At 46.8% G+C, this 20,332-nt stretch carries 20 protein-coding genes; 5 read left to right on the top strand and 15 right to left on the bottom strand.

The genetic code is table 11. From position 1 onward, the window contains the following. Positions 1-52: 52 nt before the first annotated feature. Positions 53-544: a transcription elongation factor GreB gene (gene greB, locus R7P36_RS10180; RefSeq protein WP_005379321.1), complete on the bottom strand. Its 492-nt coding sequence runs from the start codon at positions 542-544 to the stop codon at positions 53-55. A gap of 117 nt (positions 545-661) precedes the next feature. Further along, positions 662-2,542 (bottom strand): ATP-dependent zinc protease, encoded by a 1,881-nt coding sequence (locus R7P36_RS10175; RefSeq protein ID WP_005384728.1) that lies wholly within the window; start codon positions 2,540-2,542, stop codon positions 662-664. A 229-nt stretch (positions 2,543-2,771) separates the two neighbouring features. Here R7P36_RS10175 and R7P36_RS10170 point away from each other — a divergent pair, with 229 nt between their 5' ends. Beyond that, positions 2,772-5,093 carry a Tex family protein gene (locus R7P36_RS10170; RefSeq protein ID WP_213899391.1) on the top strand — a complete coding sequence of 774 codons (2,322 nt, stop codon included), beginning with the start codon at positions 2,772-2,774 and terminating at the stop codon, positions 5,091-5,093. 104 nt (positions 5,094-5,197) lie between these two features. On the opposite strand, the gene R7P36_RS10165 is transcribed toward R7P36_RS10170, so the two are convergent. Beyond that, a complete protein-coding gene (locus R7P36_RS10165; RefSeq protein ID WP_005379316.1) occupies positions 5,198-5,662 on the bottom strand; it encodes a hypothetical protein in 465 nt (154 codons plus the stop codon). A gap of 124 nt (positions 5,663-5,786) precedes the next feature. Next, complete coding sequence (gene bioH / locus R7P36_RS10160) at positions 5,787-6,554, bottom strand: pimeloyl-ACP methyl ester esterase BioH (protein WP_021707605.1); 768 nt, start codon at positions 6,552-6,554, stop codon at positions 5,787-5,789. Between the two features lie 84 nt (positions 6,555-6,638). On the opposite strand from bioH, the gene R7P36_RS10155 reads away from it, so the two are divergent. The 4 genes from R7P36_RS10155 to cysQ all read left to right on the top strand — a co-directional run bounded on the left by R7P36_RS10155 (position 6,639) and on the right by cysQ (position 9,664). Next, positions 6,639-7,364 carry a ComF family protein gene (locus tag R7P36_RS10155; protein ID WP_213899390.1) on the top strand — a complete coding sequence of 242 codons (726 nt, stop codon included), beginning with the start codon at positions 6,639-6,641 and terminating at the stop codon, positions 7,362-7,364. Positions 7,365-7,461: 97 nt separating this feature from the next. Beyond that, on the top strand, positions 7,462-8,046 hold the full coding sequence (gene nfuA / locus R7P36_RS10150; protein WP_005379313.1) for a Fe-S biogenesis protein NfuA: 585 nt from the start codon (positions 7,462-7,464) through the stop codon (positions 8,044-8,046). Positions 8,047-8,222: 176 nt separating this feature from the next. Further along, entirely contained in the window at positions 8,223-8,792 is a 570-nt protein-coding gene (gene nudE / locus R7P36_RS10145; protein ID WP_005379309.1) for an ADP compounds hydrolase NudE, read from the top strand. Positions 8,793-8,836: 44 nt separating this feature from the next. Beyond that, positions 8,837-9,664 carry a 3'(2'),5'-bisphosphate nucleotidase CysQ gene (cysQ, locus tag R7P36_RS10140; RefSeq protein WP_005379308.1) on the top strand — a complete coding sequence of 276 codons (828 nt, stop codon included), beginning with the start codon at positions 8,837-8,839 and terminating at the stop codon, positions 9,662-9,664. A 292-nt stretch (positions 9,665-9,956) separates the two neighbouring features. Here the strand turns inward: cysQ and R7P36_RS10135 are convergent, their stop codons facing one another. From R7P36_RS10135 to gspD, 11 genes are read right to left on the bottom strand one after another with little or no spacing between them, the layout of a single operon-like run. Then, positions 9,957-10,718, bottom strand: coding sequence for a type II secretion system protein N (locus R7P36_RS10135; protein ID WP_017635007.1), 762 nt, complete (start codon positions 10,716-10,718; stop codon positions 9,957-9,959). Position 10,719: 1 nt separating this feature from the next. Then, complete coding sequence (locus R7P36_RS10130) at positions 10,720-11,211, bottom strand: type II secretion system protein M (protein WP_047103746.1); 492 nt, start codon at positions 11,209-11,211, stop codon at positions 10,720-10,722. A 7-nt stretch (positions 11,212-11,218) separates the two neighbouring features. After that, positions 11,219-12,421 carry a type II secretion system protein GspL gene (gene gspL / locus R7P36_RS10125; protein ID WP_213899389.1) on the bottom strand — a complete coding sequence of 401 codons (1,203 nt, stop codon included), beginning with the start codon at positions 12,419-12,421 and terminating at the stop codon, positions 11,219-11,221. Next, the gene (gspK, locus tag R7P36_RS10120; RefSeq protein WP_005382999.1) at positions 12,390-13,400 is read right to left on the bottom strand and encodes a type II secretion system minor pseudopilin GspK; all 1,011 of its coding nucleotides are present in this window, start codon (positions 13,398-13,400) and stop codon (positions 12,390-12,392) included. The genes gspL and gspK overlap by 32 nt, the downstream gene beginning before the upstream one ends. Then, entirely contained in the window at positions 13,393-14,070 is a 678-nt protein-coding gene (gspJ, locus tag R7P36_RS10115; RefSeq protein ID WP_213899388.1) for a type II secretion system minor pseudopilin GspJ, read from the bottom strand. Before gspJ ends, gspK begins: the two co-directional genes overlap by 8 nt. Continuing rightward, entirely contained in the window at positions 14,057-14,446 is a 390-nt protein-coding gene (gene gspI, locus R7P36_RS10110; protein ID WP_017635009.1) for a type II secretion system minor pseudopilin GspI, read from the bottom strand. The genes gspJ and gspI overlap by 14 nt, the downstream gene beginning before the upstream one ends. Next, positions 14,433-15,032 carry a prepilin-type N-terminal cleavage/methylation domain-containing protein gene (locus tag R7P36_RS10105; RefSeq protein ID WP_031779019.1) on the bottom strand — a complete coding sequence of 200 codons (600 nt, stop codon included), beginning with the start codon at positions 15,030-15,032 and terminating at the stop codon, positions 14,433-14,435. The genes gspI and R7P36_RS10105 overlap by 14 nt, the downstream gene beginning before the upstream one ends. 29 nt (positions 15,033-15,061) lie before the next feature. Then, the gene (gspG, locus tag R7P36_RS10100) at positions 15,062-15,505 is read right to left on the bottom strand and encodes a type II secretion system major pseudopilin GspG (protein ID WP_054579411.1); all 444 of its coding nucleotides are present in this window, start codon (positions 15,503-15,505) and stop codon (positions 15,062-15,064) included. A 59-nt stretch (positions 15,506-15,564) separates the two neighbouring features. Beyond that, positions 15,565-16,782 carry a type II secretion system inner membrane protein GspF gene (gene gspF, locus R7P36_RS10095; protein WP_005379297.1) on the bottom strand — a complete coding sequence of 406 codons (1,218 nt, stop codon included), beginning with the start codon at positions 16,780-16,782 and terminating at the stop codon, positions 15,565-15,567. Continuing rightward, a complete protein-coding gene (gspE, locus tag R7P36_RS10090; protein WP_005379296.1) occupies positions 16,782-18,284 on the bottom strand; it encodes a type II secretion system ATPase GspE in 1,503 nt (500 codons plus the stop codon). Before gspE ends, gspF begins: the two co-directional genes overlap by 1 nt. Continuing rightward, entirely contained in the window at positions 18,284-20,302 is a 2,019-nt protein-coding gene (gene gspD / locus R7P36_RS10085) for a type II secretion system secretin GspD (protein WP_065275010.1), read from the bottom strand. Before gspD ends, gspE begins: the two co-directional genes overlap by 1 nt. Positions 20,303-20,332: the final 30 nt, after the last annotated feature.

Below are 20,332 nucleotides of genomic sequence, written 5' to 3'. Positions count from 1 at the left end.
GACCCAAATCACTCCTAGTGAACTTCATGAGACTTGAATCGGTGATAAAGCCTCAGTCTTCCGAGGCCGGTTGAGTATATTCAATTGAGTTGATGAACCACTCTTTTTCACCTTCTGGGGTGCGTACCGTGAACTCTTCATCCACTTGTTTTTTCAACATCGCTCGCGCCATAGGTGAATCGATAGAGATGTAGTCTTTCGCATCGCCATAAATCTCTTCAGGCCCGACAATACGAAACTTTTTCACTTCTCCTGCCTCATTTTCTATTTCCACCCATGCACCAAAAAAGACTTTGCCTTCTTGTTGCGGAGAATAGTCAACGATCGTGACTTCTGGCAGGAATTTACGAAGGAAGCGGACACGACGGTCGATCTGACGGAGTAAACGTTTATTGAAGGTGTAATCCGCATTTTCTGAGCGATCGCCCAGGCTCGCCGCCCAAGTGACGATCTTGGTGATTTCCGGGCGCTTTTCATTCCAAAGGTAATCATGCTCTTGTTTGAGTTTGTTGTAACCTTCTCGTGTAATCAGCTTAGTTTTCAAATTAACTCCTATCTCAACTAAAAAATGCTGCTCTTTGGCAGCATTAAGGAGATGATATACCCAAAGATCCAATGTTGTTCGGGCTTTGGGTATCAAGGTGATAAGGCGGCCAGAGTGTTACTTTTCGTAATCCGGTTTTTGCGTCACGATGTAATTCGTATCACTCGAAACAACTGCGCCATGTTTTAGGAAGTTTTTACCTAAAATCATGCTGTAATGGAAGCGACCTCGGTCCTGTAAGTTGACTCGGATCTTCTTCTCTAATTCGCCAAGCTTAACATGCATTTCAACCACAGGGCGTACGTTCGCTTTCTCGCCTTTCTTCGCTTTAATACGCATGACGTCAACAACAGGCTTAGTAAACGCCTGTTTCATGCCAAGATCGTTCTCATAGGTAAAGCTCACCATGTCTTTGCCGTCTTTCTTAAACTGCTTGATGTTCTTAGCATTGATTGAGCTTACATCTGCACCCGTGTCTAACTTCACAGGGAAAGACATCCCCTCAACTTCCGCCACTTCGATATGGCCAGCTTTGAAAAGTGGCCTTGCATCTAGTAGATGGTCTGCTCGAGTGTTCAGCAACACACCCCCCTTGGCTATGTCATGACCAAAGACGAAAAAGGGTTGAGTGTCACCCTCATCAAGCACATCGAGCGCAAACTTCATTGATGTGTCTTTTCTACCGAGAAGAAAGTCTCCTTCGACAACAGGGCGCACCGCGCTGCCAACCTTGAGCTTTTTCAACACTGGTTTGGTGATTTTTTCTTCTTTTCCCTCATCGTTCATTAAATAAAACGTGACGGACTCATCCTTACCTTTTTCTGTTACTTCAAACCCATTTACACGCAGTAATGGCGTTTTCACAGTAAAAGTGGGGTAAGCAGGGACGGTATAGCCATCAATGGTGACCTGTTCTTCTGGTGAAACGACAAGAGGTTTTGATTTGAGTGCGCTTTTGAACGTTTTTTCTACGCCACCCAGTAGATTTTCTCTGTCCGTATCAATAACAAAGTGCTGACTCGCGACGTCCCGACCTAAGCGAATTTGCGAACTGAACTTACTGCGATCACGCAGATACACCAACCAACGTTGAGTTTCATTTTCGCCGACTTTGACGGGTAAATAGACTAAAGGGCGCTCGCTTTTGGTCGTTTTCAGCATTCGTACCAAGGGTAATGTCATTGGATGACGCTTGCCATTCTCGCCCTCTAACATAAAAGAGACTTCGTTATGCTTTTTGTCTACCTTGATGTCCAGTGCATGGACGTTGGTATAACGGCTAGAAGTTGAAATGCTGATCTTATATGGCACACCTTCGACTTCAACCGTCTCTTTTTTGCCAATCATTTTTGCGCTTGGCTGTTCTTGAAGATAATCGTAACCAGCGAAGACCCATGCGTTATCATCGAGATAAGTTTTACCAATCAAGATAGGAGAAGAGAATTGCGTACGCTTGGTCAGGTTCACTTCCGTATCAACGGTGTGACCAGCGATTGTCATCGGCATTTTTATTGTCGGGCGTAGGATGGGCTTTTTGCTTGTTCGACTGCGAATCGCGCTCACTCTTTCCAGATCATCGGTAATCTGTATTTCCTTCCCTGTATAAGGGTGAGGAACCGTAAAGCTAACCTTTACTTGATATGGCTTAAAGCTGTCGGCGTCCCACTTTGCCTTCGTACCACCTAAGTCATCGACAATCGCCCAAAGTAACTCGTTATCTTTCAAATCTTGGTAATCTGGGTGTGAGCTACTGACATGGATATTCTCCGCATGCATCGATGTCGTATCTGCACCAGTATCAATCTTGCCAATAAATGGCACCGCTTTTAGTTCCGGAATGTCACTGTAGTAGACGCTCTCCACACGCCCTAGTACCAATTTGTTATCGAGCTGATAAACGGGAGCTTGTGTGGTTCCTGAGATAGACTGCGCCCAACTAAGCGGGGCGGCAAGTAAGGCACTCGTAAGCGCTAACGCCAAAGACATTTTTTTCATCATGATTATCCGTATAAGCCGAGGTACATTTAGTGATATCAACAACCGTGGAATTAGGTTAGTCGATAACTGCGGATATAAGTTCTCAATTTAATTACAGTTTTGACATAAATCTGACTGATGTCCACCAGCGCCCGGTAAATTTTTGCCTCGTTAATTTAAAACATTGCAAATTCTTCGAATGACCCCAATGTTCTATACAACCAAAACCGAATTAAAAGAGAAAACACGGATGAGCCAAGCTATCTGTCGCATGATTGCTCAAGAACTGAATGTTCGCCCAGAGCAAGTCAACGCCGCTGTCACCCTAATTGATGATGGCAACACTGTCCCTTTTATTGCACGTTACCGCAAAGAGGTGACGGGGGGCCTTGATGATACCCAGCTTCGTACTTTGGACAGCCGTCTGTCTTACCTTCGTGAAATGGATGATCGCCGTCAAACCATCCTCAAATCAATCCAAGAGCAAGGCAAACTGACGCCAGAGCTAGAACAAGAGATCGCGCAGGCAGACAGCAAAACTCGTCTTGAAGACTTATACCTACCTTACAAACCCAAGCGTCGTACGAAAGGTCAGATCGCGATTGAGGCTGGTCTTGAGCCGCTCGCAGATCAGCTTTGGAATCACCCACAAACCGAACCAGAAAGCGAAGCAAGCAAATACCTTGATGCAGACAAAGGCATCGCAGACACCAAAGCTGCATTGGATGGCGCTCGCGCGATCATCATGGAGCGCATCGCAGAAGACGCAAACTTACTGGAAAAAATTCGCAACCACTTAAATCGCAATGCGGAACTGGTCTCACGAGTCGTTGAAGGCAAAGAGCAAGAAGGCGAGAAGTTTAAAGATTACTTCAACCACAACGAGCCCCTAAGCAAAGTGCCATCGCACCGAGCACTGGCGATGTTGCGTGGCCGTAACGAAGGCTTCCTGACATTGGCAATGAATGCTGTTCCAGAACAGGAAGAAGGCGCTCGTCAGTCTTACTGCGAAACGATTATCGCCGACCATTATGGCGTGACACTTAGCAGCGCACCTGCGGATACCTGGCGTAAGCAAGTGATCAGCTGGGCATGGCGCATCAAAGTATCGATGCACATGGAAACCGAGCTAATGGGCGCAATGAAAGAGCGCGCTGAAATCGAAGCGATTGAAGTATTCGCCACTAACCTAAAAGACTTGTTGATGGCAGCACCGGCTGGCCCTCGTGCAACACTTGGCCTCGATCCGGGTCTGCGTACAGGTTCAAAAATCGCGGTTGTCGACTCAACAGGTAAAGTGCTTGCCACCGAAACTATCTACCCTCACCCTCCACAAAAACAATACGACAAGTCAGCACAAATCGTTGAGCAGCTGGTGCGTAAGTACAACGTGGATTTGATTGCGATTGGTAACGGTACGGCTTCACGTGAAACCGACAGCTTTGTCGCAGACGTCATCAAACGTGGCAACCTGAAAGTTCAGAAGATCATCGTAAGTGAAGCGGGTGCATCGGTTTACTCAGCGTCTGAGCTTGCAGCAAAAGAGTTCCCGAATATGGACGTATCACTGCGTGGTGCAGTGTCGATTGCACGTCGTTTGCAAGATCCATTGGCTGAACTCGTGAAAATTGATCCGAAATCTATTGGTGTGGGTCAATACCAGCACGATGTAAGCCAATCTATGTTGGCAAAACGCCTAGATGCGATTGTGGAAGACTGTGTAAACGCGGTTGGTGTTGATGTGAACACCGCTTCTGCCGCACTATTAACACGCGTAGCAGGCTTATCAAGCACCATCGCGCAGAACATTGTCGACTTCCGCGATGAGAACGGCCGCTTCGAAGCACGTACAACCTTGAAGAAAGTACCTCGTTTAGGTCCTAAGGCATTCGAGCAGTGTGCGGGCTTCCTGCGTATTATGGATGGTAAGAACCCACTTGATGCGTCTGCGGTTCACCCAGAAGCGTACCCGGTGGTCAAAGCAATTTCTGAGAAGAACAACAAAGATATCAAAGCACTGATTGGTGATTCAAGCTTCCTTAAAGGTCTGCATGCGGTCGATTACACCGACGATAACTTCGGCGTTCCAACCATTACAGACATCATCAAAGAGCTGGATAAGCCGGGTCGTGACCCACGTCCAGAATTCAAAACGGCGACCTTTGCAGAAGGTGTAAACTCGGTATCTGACTTAGAACCGGGCATGATTCTAGAAGGCGTGGTGTCTAACGTAGCCAACTTCGGTGCCTTCGTTGATATCGGCGTTCACCAAGATGGTCTTGTGCATATTTCTGCACTGACAGATCGTTATGTGTCTGACCCACGTGAAGTGGTGAAAGCGGGCGACATCGTCAAAGTGAAAGTGATGGAAGTTGACGTGCAGCGTAAGCGTATTGGTCTATCGATGCGTATGAACGACGAACCGGGTCAAGACAACCGCAGCCAACGCTCATCAGCAGCGCCACGTCGTAATGACCAACCGCAGCGTCGTCAGCCTCGCCGTGATGATTCGTCATCGAACAGCGCGATGGGCGGTGCGTTTGCTGCAGCGTTTGCTAAAGCGAAAAAGTAACCTTACCTAGGCTTCACCGCTAACGAGCTTTCATAACTAAAAAGAAAACGCTCCAATCAGTCAACCTGCTTGGAGCGTTTTTGTTTGAGTAGGATATTGAGTCGTCATAATACTGCTATCACTTCTGACGGGGTATGGGGAGCGACTGCATGACCATAATGAAACTTGATCACCTTCCTGCGCTTTTCCATTAATCCTTCATTGATCGCAGCATCCAAAATGCGCTTTGGTAAGCGAAAGCGGATCGCGTAGCCTTTCCCCTGGTCTTCACTATACGATTTGAGCGCAAGCAAACTAAAAAGCCGTTCTAGTGTATCTTCCGGTTCTTCTTGATAACGCGTGTCGACTTCCGTTTCCATATCATAATCAGGATGCTCTGAAGGATCCCAAGAAGACTGACGTCGGCGCTTGTCATCACCTTTTACTTTTCGCTCTGCATTGGTTTTGGCCAATGCGACCGTTGGCGTTACAGGCTCTCGGACTTTATTGTCGCGAGCTGCTTGTTCCGTCTGCACATTCACGGATGGGGCGATCAGTGGCACACTTACGTTGGTCGGTGACACAATCATTGCGAACCCTCCTCAGAGTCGCCCAACTCGTCAATATGGCTTAGCTTTATTGGCTAATAAAACCTCACCAGCCTTTATATCGACCACTTTTTAAACAACTTGAGGTGTTTCCGCTCGCACTTGCTCAATCGTGAGCAAACTCTCGGATTTGAACACAAAATTCGTCATGTTCGGTGATAAAAGGCGCATGAGAGGACTGATTAAAAACAAACTGCTGGGTATGAGGCAACTGTTCACTTAAATCGTTAGCTACTTTAATTGGCACCAACCCATCTAAACGGCCATAAAGACGCAACATTGGAACAGAAAGAGACGTCAACGCATCGCGCAGATCCACATCAGCAAGGATGTTTAGCCCAACCAACAGCGATTCAGGGTTTGGCTGAGGGCGCGATAGTATCGCTTGCTTGAGCTGTTTAACGTCTTTACGCGCTGATGGGCTGCCCATCGCTTGCAACGCCATAAAGCGCTCAATGGTCAGTGAGAAATCTTCTAGCAACTGAGAGGTGAACGCACTCAGTACATTCGGTTGAATGCCGCGCCACGGTTTTTCTGCGGCAAATTTTGGTGAGCTGGCAACCGTAATCAACTTAGCCACGCGCTCGGGCATATTTAATGCCACATGCGTCGCCACTAAACCTCCGAGGGACCAACCAAGCCAAATCGCTTTCTCTGGCGCACCTTGCACCACCAAGTTAGCAATATGGTCTAAATCTTCGGCATGAGATTCGGCGCTATGTCCGTACCCCGGAAGGTCAACCACATGAACTCGGAAATAAGGTTGAAGAGACTCGACTGTCTGCTGCCATACCGCACCATTCATGCCCCACCCATGAAGTAACACCAAATCTGGTCCCTGACCAAATGACTGCCAGTGTAATTTCGTGCTCATGCTCTCAATCTCTCCCACTTATTTTATTCCCTACGGCTTCAGCCAAGCGTTAGGCTGAGTAAAATATCACCATGAATAAACGCTATGTTATCTCATCACTGGCAAAACATCATGCATCGTGTATTGAGCAGTCAATGCGGCCTGTGTCGGTTCCCTATTCAAACACCAAGCCACACAAATACTCTGCGCTGGTGCGAGCACTGTTTAAAATACCTAACTCCAGTAAAACGATGTCAACGCTGCGGTTTATCATTACAGAAAGAAGAAATGAGTACGGATAGTGTTTGTGGTGAATGTCTTTCAGAGCCACCGCCATGGCAAAGGCTATACACGTTAGGCGATTACGACTTTCCCCTTTCACGGGAAGTACAACGCTTTAAAGATCACGGAGAGTCTTGGCATGTAAAAGCATTAACCGAGCAACTGGCACAGCGCATCACCACGCCAGCTCCAATCATTACCAGTGTGCCATTGCACTGGCAGCGTTACCTGCGCCGGGGTTTTAATCAAAGTGATGTTTTAGCCCGACACCTCGCCAAGCAATTGCAGACTAATTTTGATGCGAAGGTCTTTCGTCGAGTAAAGCTCGCCCAATCACAGCGTGGTAATACCAAAACAAGCCGTGAACAAAACTTAAAAGGCGCGTTTATTCTCAATAAGCAACCTCACTATTCCCATGTTGCCATCGTCGATGATGTAGTCACCACAGGCAGTACCGTCCGACAATTATGTCATTTACTACTTGAAGTTGGTGTAGAAAGCATCGATATTTACTGCATCTGCAGAACACCTGCTCCTCGTTCTCTCTAGATCGCTTCGCCATGCCTTAGCATCAAAAAGACTAGACCCATACGTCAACAAGAGTAGAATAGCAGCAGTAACCTACAAATTTACTCGGGTATTCGTCGTGTCAAATATTACTATTACAGAAACTGCGCAAACGCATTTCGCTAACCTTTTAGGTCAACAACCTGAAGGCACTAACATTCGTATTTTCGTTGTGAACCCAGGTACACAAAACGCTGAGTGTGGCGTGTCTTACTGCCCACCAGAAGCAGTAGAATCGACCGACACTGAACTCTCTTACAGCGGTTTTTCAGCTTACGTGGATGAGCTAAGCCTGCCATTCCTTGAAGACGCTGAAATCGATTTTGTTACCGATAAAATGGGCTCTCAGCTAACGCTAAAAGCACCTAACGCTAAAATGCGTAAAGTTGCGGACGACGCACCACTGGTTGAGCGCGTTGAGTACGTTATCCAAACTCAAGTGAACCCACAACTTGCTGGCCACGGTGGTCACGTAAACTTGGTTGAGATCACTGAAGACGGTGTTGCGATTGTTGCATTTGGTGGCGGTTGTAATGGCTGTTCTATGGTTGACGTAACACTAAAAGAAGGCATCGAGAAAGAGCTGCTAAACCAGTTCATTGGTGAACTAACCGCAGTTCGTGATGCTACAGAACATGACCGTGGTGATCACTCTTACTACTAAGAGTAAACACTGTCAGAAAATGGGAGGCTTCGGTCTCCCATTTTTGTATCGATACTGAGGTGATGCTGAGATGCTTAGCTCGACTCGTAAAATCCGCTAGAAACTCAGGCGGAGTTCTCATATATTAAGAATCTTACGCATCTCGTAAACGCCAACGACACCAAGGAGCCAGCGTCATGCCGAAACGAACCCCACCAGAGATACTCTCATGCCAGACGGTTGCAAAATCCAAACTGTTTGCTGTGGAAGCGCTCGACCTTCGTTTTTCCAATGGTGAGCACCGTACTTATGAGCGTATGAAGCCAAGTGGACGAGATGCTGTAATGGTAGTCCCTGTAACAGAACAAGGCGATTTATTACTGGTGCGTGAATACGCCGCTGGAACTGAACGTTACGAGCTAGGTTTCCCAAAAGGGCTGATTGACCCAGGAGAAACACCACACCAAGCTGCGGATCGTGAGTTAAAAGAAGAAATCGGCTTTGGCTGTAATCAGTTAACCCCGTTGAAACAAGTTATCCTCGCGCCATCTTACTTTTCGAGCAAAATGACTCTATTTTTAGGACAGGCGCTTTATCCAGAGAAGCAAGAAGGCGATGAGCCTGAACCACTGGAAATTGTTCGTTGGCCACTTGCGCAAGCCGAAGAGTTATTAACTCACATGGATTTCTGTGAAGCACGAAGCATCACAGCGCTAATGTTGGCACTGAAACACTTACCAAACACCACTCACAAGCATAACCAATAACGGTCATTAGAACCGAATAACACTGTGAGTAAGGACTATCACTTATGCCAATGACAAAAGATCTATCTCACCTACTTCCTCAAGTCATCGAGATTGCCCGCAGTGCTGGGCAAATGATCCTCGAAATATATGAAAAGAAGCAATACGAGGCCTACACCAAAAGTGACGAAACTCCCGTAACAAGTGCAGATATTGCAGCTCACAAGTTCATCACTGAACGCTTGAGTGATCTGACGCCTGACATTCCCGTGTTGTCAGAAGAAGACGCAGACATAAGCTTAGAGCAACGCGCTCAGTGGGAACGTTATTGGTTAGTCGACCCTCTTGATGGTACTCAAGAATTCATCGCTCGCAGTGGTGACTTTGCCACTATTATCGCGTTGGTCGACAACAATCGACCAACCATGGGCGTCGTTTACGGTCCTGTATCTGGCGTGACTTACTACGCTTATAATGGCAAAGGCGCCTGGAAAATTCCCGACATGTCGGACAGCGTCAAAATCCATACACACAAACACGAACAGCCAGAGCAAAGCATCGCAATTGCTATTAGTCGTCGCCAAGACATCAATCGTATTACTAACCGTATGAGCAGCGCCTGGAATTACGACTTAATACCGCTCGGTTCTGCGGCATTGAAAGCATGCCTCGTCGCGGAAGGGGCGGTAGATTGCTATCTCCGACTAGGTCCAACAGGTGAGTGGGACACCGCTGCGACACAATGCATTGTTGAAGAAGCTGGCGGACGTATTCTCAGCACGCAATTAGAACCGCTGTCATATAACGAGCGGGAAACACTAGAAAACCCGAATTTTATTGTTCTTGGTGATGCGGATTTACCTTGGAATGAGATTTTACAACGCAAAGATTAAGCGCCCTATCGGTAAAATTTAGAGCACAAAATTCTAGCAATAGAAAGGCCACGAATATCTTCGTGGCCTTTTCTTTTTGACCTTCTGTACAGCACTTGGAGTATTTGGCCTACTATGTTCCAATTGCCTGTAAAGCTGAACGAAAGAAAACAAATCAATTAAAAATCATGGTTTTAAATTTCCATTCATTCCCAATGTACAGCGAATAGAGGTTTTAGCTTACAATGATCCAAAAGCAAAAAGAGCTGCACAATAGCAGCTCTTTTAAGATATTGGATTTTGTCACGATAGGTTAGAAGCGCCCTTGGTAGTTAAACTCATATTGACCTTGAGCATTCGGCTTACCCAACCATTTCAGTTGCTCCCCCATGCTGGATGGGAACTCTGCACCAGGTTTGAACCACGCTTTGGTTGAGTACCGTTGATTAGGCATCAGTTCAGCGGAAAACGCCGCAGAGACTTGTTTGCTGCTCTGCTCACCAGTTGCCGTCAATACACTATCCTGACAGTTTATATCGGCAATCACAGGACCGAGATCTAAGCTGCCAACGGGGCTTTGAATACCACTGGCATTCCATACTAAAGTGCCTTCACCGTTCTTACACCAAGGCGCAGCATAAGTCGCATGACGAATATTCAGCTCAAGCTGCCCATCAACACCAACAGGCACAGGGAGGCGCGCTTGCTCAACAACTTTTACCGCCGGAATCGAGGCAACTAAGTTTTTGGCATAAGGGCCATCACTTAAGCTATAGCCGACAAAACCGCGCCCACGAACGTCCATTTCACTACCACGACCAAAGCGCACAGCAAACTCAGCTTTACCTGTCAGTAGACTCGACCATTGGAAATCCCAATTAACTTCTCCAAGGTTCTGGCGCTGCCAACGAATACTAGCAGCTTGACCTTGCCATACCGAACCGTTGGCTCCTTGAATGTCCAGGCCTCTCACTGTTGGTGCTTGTTGTAACACCCAAGAGACTGGTAATCCCATTAAAAGACTGACTGAAAAAAAGACGATAAAGATAACAACGTAAAGTACTGCTCGCTTCACCTTAACCTCGCTTAAACTGAAGGCGGTTTACATCGATCATGCCCGCTTGCTCTGTTCGGTCGATATCTAAAAATTCGACTTCAATACCCTGTTGCTCTTTCAAGTAACGTAACCAATCCACTAGTTGATTAAACGCGAGTGGTTTGATCCACACTTGAACGCTCTCATTACGAGGTTGTACTCGAATCAACTCAACTTTATAACGACGAGCTGAAGAAGAAACTAACTGATTCAACGGTTGACTAGAGTAGCTCACACCGCTGCTTTTTCGCAGTGCAGTGATGCCATCCGCTTTATCTTGTACCCAAGCTAGCAACTGCTTTTCACTTTGAATACGTGACTGAGCTAGCTCCGCACTTTGACTCATTGGTTGTAATAAACCCCAATAAATAATACCGATAACGGCAATAGCGCCACATCCCATGACCAAACGCTGCTCACGCTGCGAGATGCTGCTCCACCAAACCTGAGCTTGAGAAATTAAATTTTTCATCATCACCTCACAAACGCTTCAAAACAAAGCTGCCAACCACAACGTTATCGCTACGGTTCAACTGACCTTGCTCAACATTAAACTTCTCTGCCAATTTCACACGAGCCTGCTCAAAAGGTTGGAAGTCTGAACTACGAGCCTGAATACGTACTTCGCCACGTTGTCCGTCGTATTTAAAGCTAGTGATCTCCAAGTCGCTGACCTGACCAAGCGTCGCGGGTAATGCCGCCAACCATGACAACATTGCCTGCTGACCACTTCCACCAGATAAGCGGCGCTCTTCATCATCCATTTGTCGTTTGAGGTAACTAACGGTAGGAATGCGTCGTTTATTTGGGAACACTTGGCGGAAAATACGCTCACTCTCCTCACGATACGCTTGAGCTTGTGCTTCGTACTTGTGGACCACGAGCAACTGCTGCGCAACCATGACAACGATAAGCACCCCCGCAGCAATGGTGGCTTTTTGCCAGAGCTTCCAGTATTTACCCCAAGAAGATTTCGGCTTGAAGATCCCAGTCAGCAAATTGACTTTGCTTTCTGTCACCCCCTTCGCCAGTAAAGCCATCGTCATTTCTTCTGGTTGCGGATCCCATATTTCAGGTAACGCAGATTCCGGGACCGAGCTATAGCAATCGAGCTTCCAACCTTCATGATTTTGTAGATAAGAAGAGAGGTAAAGGTCTAACCAAGAAGCGTCGACAACCGCGCCCTCTGTCGCAGAGTGACGAATTAGCCATTGCTCGCCAATCATTGCAGCACTGCTGTGCTCTCCACGAACCGGTAATGCAAGCACATCGGGTAAAATGCGTTTAATGGCGATACCTTGGCTTGAAAAACGTTGCAGTACAGTCTGAATCCAAGCACGTTCAACTGCGCAAATCTGCGCTTTGTCCGCTTGTTTACCCAACACGCTAAAGTGCAGGCCATCAACGTCCTGAGCAACTTCGTCTTCCACTAAGTACGGTAACATCGCCTCGAATTGGCGTGTTGCACCAGGTGGTATATCCACTTGCGTCAGGACCACATCATTACTCGCCAACAGCGCCACAACTTGGCGCTGACCAGCGTATGAGACCAACTCATCTAAGTGTTCCCATCCGGCGATTTCACCGCTAGCAATCACTTCCTGTTGATCTGTCGACCACACCACCCAAGGAATGGTACTTTGTTGTTCGCTACTCAGCCGAACGGTCAGAAACTCGCTCACTGATCCCTCCAAAACGACGGCGAACTACGGTCACCGTTTCTCTATTTGTACTTTGCAAAAGGCTTCGGATACGTACACGTGATTCATCCACCAACACTTGTGCATCCAATTCAAAAAAGGCGCTATCCACACCCAAATAGCCTTTGGCGTTTTTCTTTACATCTTCACTTAAGCCAGCCATTTCTGACTCTGCTAAAAATTCATCAATGCTATCCCACCCATCAAATGGGCGTTTTTCAATTAGCTGAATCGCATCACTACTGCTTAAGTTTGGTGAGAACATTGCCACCAAAATCGGAGTTTGCTCAACATCAATCGTATTCACGTTTAAACGCCAGTCATCACTTGGTAATGCACAGACCAGCGGCTCCAATTTTTGGAAAATTTCACCACTCACCTGATAGACAGCACGTAACTCGGAAGCATCTGCCATCCAACCATTTGATGCTAAATAGGAAGGCTTCATCGCTTCATATGTGCTGTCTTCAACCCCAGTAGTCGAACGGACAGAGTCGTCAGCATCAATGTATTCCCAAGTAGAGTCTGCAATGATTTCTGCTTGATATGGCTCGACATCCAACTCTTCTAATAGGCGCTGCAATACATTCACTAAATATGGTCTTGTAATTTGCTGACCCGTTGGTTGCACACGACTCAATACATTTAGATTAAAGCACGCTTGCTTGTCTCTAATTCGTCCCGCCGCTTGACCATAATCTAACGGATAGACTTGCTCTTTTATCGCCCACGGTTGACTCATATTAATCGTGTCGGTGTCTTTATAACTTTGCTCGATACCCACTTTTGCTAGCGCCTCGACGCCAAGGCTGTACCAATACGCTTGCTGGTAATTGATTTGATTAGCGCCTCGCTGAAACTGCAAGAACAAACGTTCCGACATACTGGCAGCAACCGTCGCCATAATCGCCAGCAACATCAACACTATAATCAAAGCAACACCGCGTTGACGGTTAACCATTATTGCTGTCTCCTGAACTTTCCTCTTTCTGACTCAATGTGCCATCAGGAGTGAGATAAGTGCGGGCAATTTCTCCATAGTCTTTGAGAGTGAGAACAACAGAAACCGCTTTCGGCAGCGCTTTTTCTTCAGCCCACTCTTTTTTCCATTGCTTACCATCATAGAAACGCATATCAAATGACTCGACCTGCGTTAGCAATGGAGTAACAGTACCTTGTTGCCCAACCGTCGTATCAGGATAGCGCCACCATACTCGCTGCAGTGTTTCTTCTTTTAAGCGATAGCCAACCTTGGTTACTTCTCCACGAGGGAACTGCTGCTGAGGGTTGTGCCAACCTAAACGGGCAAACATCAGTCCTTTGGTATCGGAGTCCAACAGGTAATCGGACCAAAAAATTAGCCGGCTAGCAGGCTCTTCACCATTAGTACGTGTTTGACGCATCGCCATTTGACGAAAATCGTTATCCATCATAACCATGGCACGTTGAATTTCGTTTAAGCGCTGGGTTCGTTCTTGTGATAGCGCATTGCTACGCTGTACTTGCGATACCACTTGGTACGCTGCGACACTTAAACTGGCAAAGATGGCAATCGATACCAACACTTCAATAAGTGTAAAACCTTTTACCCTTTGGCGCGTGTTTGCGCAGAGATGATTATTGCGCCACATAGCTTCGTACCGTTACTACAGGGCTCGCGCTTTTCTCTACCGAGACGCTCACATCAAATGCTTTCAGCAATGGCTGCGTCGTGGCGACTGGCGTGACTTTCCAGAACCAAGTGCGTCCTGCCAGCTCTTCTGTGCCGTTTTTCGCTTTGAGTTCTCCGGTATTCAACATCACATTTGCCATCTGATTATCCACAACCATGGCTGCAAACATTTTTTCTTCTAGATAACTGATTGTATTAATATGCTGGCTCACAGAGCGAATGACACTGATGGCAGCGGTAGCGAAAATTGCCAGTGCGACCAATACTTCCAGTAAGGTCATGCCTCTCGTCCGGCGATGACTCAAATTTGGGCGAGCTTGCTTAAAATTGCGCATTCTCATCCTCTTTCACTTCTTCGCCCGGAGCTAATAACAAAATTTGTCCACTTTCTTTGCCAATGACTCGCCAACCGTCATTAAAGGCATCACCATTTTGCGGAAAAAAAGACAGGGTAAATGGCGTGACTTCGGCGCTGGAAAAGATAAACACTTGCGGTGGCTGAATTTTCTTTTCGTCCTCTTCTTCTGCGAACATGTCTTCATCAAAAAGAGAACCTGGTTTGAATAAGCGCTCATCATTATCCCAAGCACCACCTCCGAGCTCGAGTTGTAGCGTAATATCTTCTTCTAGCTTGGTTTTGCTCGGAATCTGCTTTAATTTCAGAGGCTGCCAACCTTCTGAGGTTAAACTCAGTAGAGCGTAGGTCGATTTGGTATCATCCACTCGAACGCCAAAATCTTTACCGCTCAGCACCGCTTCTTCATTGAGCAGCTGTAAACGCTGAAAAAAGCTTTGAGCATACTGTTTGGAAAGATCTTTTTGGCTAGTCGGTAACGTCGAGATCACGGCCACAGCCGTAAGAGATAGCAAAACCAGCACCAATAGAATTTCTATCAATGTAAAACCGTTATGTTTTCGCATTTGTTTCATTAGTGCTGGCTTAGGCTCAATTATTGGAAGTCTTGCATGTTCCAGTTGCCAATATCTGCAGCTGGACCTTCTCCACCCTCTTGGCCATCTGCGCCTAGAGTGAAGATATCGATTGTACCGTTATCACCTGGGCTTAAGTATTGGTACTGGTTGCCCCAAGGGTCATTAGGAAGACGTTTGATGTAACCACCATTACGGTAGTTGCGTGGCTCTGGGTTAGATGGCTTGCTAACCAATGCTTCTAGACCTTGGTCCGTTGTTGGGTAAACGCTGTTATCCAACTTGTACATATCTAGGGCATTTTCCAGCGCTACGATATCCGTAATCGCTTTTTGTTGGTCAGCCTTCTCTTTGTTACCCAATAGGTTTGGAACAACAAAACTTGCCAAAATACCCAGGATAACCACAACAACCATCACTTCTAAAAGTGTAAAACCCTGTTGTTTACTACGCTTAAACTTCATTTTTTTCTCCGAAAGTTAGATTAAAGCCATGCCGTTAGTAGACACGTCTTAATTCGAAATTATCCGCTCATCAAGTTATTCATTTCTAGCATTGGCATCAAGGTCGCCATCACAATGAACAACACTAATCCAGCCATTAATGCAATCAGCGCAGGAGTAAACACACCCAGAGCAATATTGACTGTTGATTCAAAGTTTTGATCTTGGTTATCGGCTGCCCGCGTCAACATGCTCTCTAATTCACCACTTTGCTCACCACTGGCGATCATGTGTAGCATCATTGGTGGAAACAAGCGAGTTTGGTCCAACGCCTTACGCAAACTAGCGCCCTCTCGGACGTTATCCGCTGCAAGCAAGACTTGCTGCTTCACATAACGGTTAGACATAACATCTACCGCAACGCGCATACCCTCGAGAATTGGAATCGCACTGGAAGTACAGATCGAAAGTGTTCGTGCGAATCGTGCGGTATTCAAACCTCGAGAGATCTTACCTATTAGCGGTAAGCTCAAGATTTTTCTGTCCCAAGCTAAGCGAAAGTCTGGCTTTTGCAACGCCAGTTTGAGGCCATAGAAAAGCGCCACCAGCACAACGAAAATAATCAGCCCCCAATCTTGCACAAACTCACTGGCTGCCAGTAAAAATTGCGTCGATTGAGGTAACTCTTGGCCCATCTGAATGATGGGTTCAATGATTTTAGGAACCACTGTCGCCAATAAGAACGAAACGATGACAACCGCGAATACCACCAAAACTACAGGATAAATCATGGCTTGAAGCAATTTAGAACGCATCTTTTGGCGGTTTTCGACATAGTCTGCCAAACGCTCTAATACGGTATCGAGGTGACCTGATTTTTCGCCCGCCGCAACCATAGAGCGGTACAGTTCATCAAACACGTGTGGGTAATCGGCAAAACTGTCGGCAAGCGGATAACCCTCTGTTACTTTCGAGCGAACCGCAGCCAACATAGAACGAATCCTCGGCTTTTCAGCCTGCTCAGAGACCGCACGCAAACACTCTTCCAAAGGCATACCTGATTGGACTAGCGTAGACAATTGCCGTGTGATGAGTGCCAGCTCAGATGTTGAGACGCCGCGCTTAAAGCTGACTGAACCTGAAGACTTAGCCGATTTAGCTTTCGTCTCAACCACTTCAATCGGGATCATCCCTTGCTCTTTGAGTCGCTGGCGCACTTGTCGGGCGTTGTCCCCTTCTATCGTGCCTTTTTTATGCTTGCCTTTTGCATCTAGCGCTTTGTACTCAAATGCCGCCATTAGGTTTCCTTCGTCACTCGCATCACTTCTTCAAGTGACGTAATGCCACGACGCACTTTGCTTAAACCATCGCTGCGAATACTTGGCGTATGGGCGCGAACGGCTCTCTCAATTTCTTGCTCACCAGACTCTCGGTGAATCAACTCTTGTACTTGCTCATCAACCATAATGAGCTCGTGGATACCTGTTCGACCTCGGTAGCCTTTTTGGTTACACGCTTCACAGCCTTTTGCTCGGTGCAGTTCTAACGGTTCATGCGCTTCCATACCAAACAGTTTTTTCTGTTCCGCATCGGCTTCATACGGCTCTTTACAGCTTGGACAAAGCGTTCGAACTAAGCGCTGCGCTAGCACCCCTAATAACGAAGAAGAAATAAGGAATGGCTCAATACCCATATCACGTAGACGCGTAATCGCACCCACTGCGGTGTTGGTGTGGAGAGTCGACATTACCAAGTGACCCGTTAAGGACGCTTGCACTGCAATTTGTGCGGTTTCTAAGTCACGGATCTCACCGACCATCACCACATCCGGGTCCTGACGCAGAATGGCACGCAAGCCGCGCGCAAACGTCATGTCGACCTTTGGGTTCACCTGAGTTTGACCGATGCCATCAATATCAAATTCGATCGGGTCTTCAACCGTTAGAATGTTGCGTTCGTTGCTATTGATCTCTTGCAAGCCAGCGTACAAGGTGGTGGATTTACCAGAACCTGTCGGGCCCGTCACCAAGATGATACCGTGAGGGCGGCCAATCAAGTGACGGAAGTTGTCATGCACTGAAGGGGTCATGCCCAAACTATGTAAATCAAGACGAGTCGCGTTTTTATCCAACAGACGCATTACCACGCGCTCCCCATGAGAGGACGGCATCGTCGATACACGCACGTCCACCGCACGACCACCGATACGCAACGAAATACGGCCATCTTGAGGCACACGCTTTTCTGCGATATCTAGTTTAGCCATAACCTTCACACGAGAAACCAGCAAAGGCGCTAGCTTACGACTTGGGGTCAGAACTTCACGTAATACGCCATCGACACGGAAACGAATCGAAAGGGTTTTCTCGAACGTCTCAATATGAATATCCGACGCACCTTCTTTGATCGCTTCACCCAACATGGCGTTGATCAATTTGATGATTGGCGCATCGTCTTCCGATTCTAATAAGTCTTCATCATGCGGCAGTTCTTCAGCCAAAGAGAAGAAATCATCGCTATCAGCACCAATATCTTCCATCAACTGACGCGCTTCAGACGAGTCGCGTTGATATGCTTCAGTCAGCTTTTTATCAAAGGCTTCTTTATCGATAGGTTGCGGTACGAAGCTTTTCTTTAATACACGACGGACTTCAACCAGAGCCGCAGGGTTAAGCGGCTCGACATAGTAAAGAATAGGTGGACGCTCAGGATGCTCTGTCTCCAGCACCAGTTTAAAGCGGTTGGCAAAACTGAATGGCAGACGACGCATACTTGGCGCTGTGTCTAACATATCAACCATTAGTTGTTTTCCATTTGATCAATAAACGCTTGGATCTCTGTTGGGTGCTGACGCTCCTGGCCAAAGGCTGGCATAACCGGGATCTTCTCGTCAGCCATCAACTTCAAACCTTGATCCGCTTTGTAAAGCTGTTCTGCGCGAATAAAGTTGTATTTACGCTGCGTAATACCGTCGGCCGTCACACCATCGCGAATAATCGTCGGCTTGATGAACACCATCAAGTTACGTTTTTCTGTTTGCGTGCTAGTTGACTTGAACAGATGGCCAAGTACCGGAATGTCACCCAATAGCGGCACTTTAGACTCACTTTCAAGTGCGCGTTCATCGACCAAACCACCAAGAACCAACATCTGACCATCTTGGATCATGACAGAGGTGTTTAACTGTCGTTTAGCAAAGCGAACGTCAACCGCACCGTTTGCGCCTAATACGTTGGAAACTTCTTGTTCAATGTTTAACTGTACAGAGTCACCTTCGTTAATTTGTGGCACTACTTTGAGTTTGATACCGACTTCTTTACGGTCAACCGTTTGGAATGGGTTGTCGTTGTTTGAGCCAGCCGTAGAGCCCGTAATAACCGGAACCTCTTCACCCACAATAAATGATGCTTCACCATTATCCATTACAGTGATACTTGGAGAAGATAGAATGTTTGAGTTGGAGTCAGAAGCAACAGCACTAATTAGCGCTGTCCAGTCACCCATGACAATACTCATTGCCGCACCATTTACTCCGCTAAGCGCTGACGCTAGCGTAGAGTAGTCACCTGATTCAGTAACATCATATGGCGTTCGTTCGCCATTAGAGTTGGTATAGTATTCAGTGCGGGTTTGATCTTTTGCTTCTTCTAGACCAACCATCACCTGACCAATCGGGGCTCCTGAGTTACCGTACTGAATTACAGCACCCGTTTCTAATGAACCCCACTGAACACCTAGGTTAATACCATCACCTTCAGACATTTCGACAATTAACGCTTCAATAAGAACCTGAGCACGACGAATATCGAGTTGAGAAATGACGTCTTGTAATGCCATCATAATATCTGGTGGCGCTGTTAAAACTAACGAGTTAGTTGCAGCGTGAGCAGCAATGACGACCTCACCACGCGATGCACCTGATGCTTTCTGACCGGCTTGCTTTTCAGCTTGCAGGTTATCGGAAACACCTTTCAATACATCCACCAAGTCTTCAGCTTTCGCATTTTTCAGGTACACAACTCGGTTGTTACCTTTTGTCGCCATTTCAACATCAAGTTGACGAATCAAACGTTTCAAGCGGGCTCTTACTTTTGGATCACCAGAAATTAAAATCGCGTTAGTACGTTCATCGGCCACAATTTTAGGTTCAAGGAACTCTGGCGTGCTTTTCTGATTCGCACTTTTATTCAGTGCTTCGACAATGCGTACCATTTCAGCAGCAGATGCATTACGCAGCTCTACCAATTCAATTTCTTTATCACCGGCTTGGTCAACACGCTTGATGATCTCTGCTAAGCGATTCACTACTGCCGCACGACCTGTGATCAAGATAATATTCGCTGGATCATAATGAACCACGTTACCGGCACCGGCGTTATCAATCAGCTGACGAAGTAGAGGAGACAACTCTCGAACCGACACATTACGCACCGCGACAACTCGAGTGATAACACTATCGCCTTGCGCGCTGCCATCACCTAACACAGGGATTGCTGAGGTTTTTGAGTCTTTTGCTTTGATAACCTTAAGTACCCCATTGTCCATCTCTACGACTGCGTAACCGTATACTTCAAGGACATTAAGGAAAAAGCTGTAGTATTGCTCTTCGTTAAGAACGTCATAGCTGCGGACATCGATTTTACCGCGTACTGAAGGATCAACAATGATGGTCTTTTCGAGGTTACGACCCACTATGTTGATGAATTCTTGAATATCAGTGCCTTTAAAGCTCGCACTAAATTCGTTTGCCATTGCACCTGGTACGCAGAGTAAACTTCCTGCTAGTAGCCAAGCACTTTTGCTGAACCAATGTTTCACGTATGTCTCCCTGAACTTACGCCGGTTGCC

Source organism: Vibrio sp. 397, from assembly GCF_033339395.1.
Lineage (GTDB): Bacteria > Pseudomonadota > Gammaproteobacteria > Enterobacterales > Vibrionaceae > Vibrio > Vibrio alginolyticus.
This window is presented reverse-complemented; position numbering and strand designations above follow the sequence as displayed.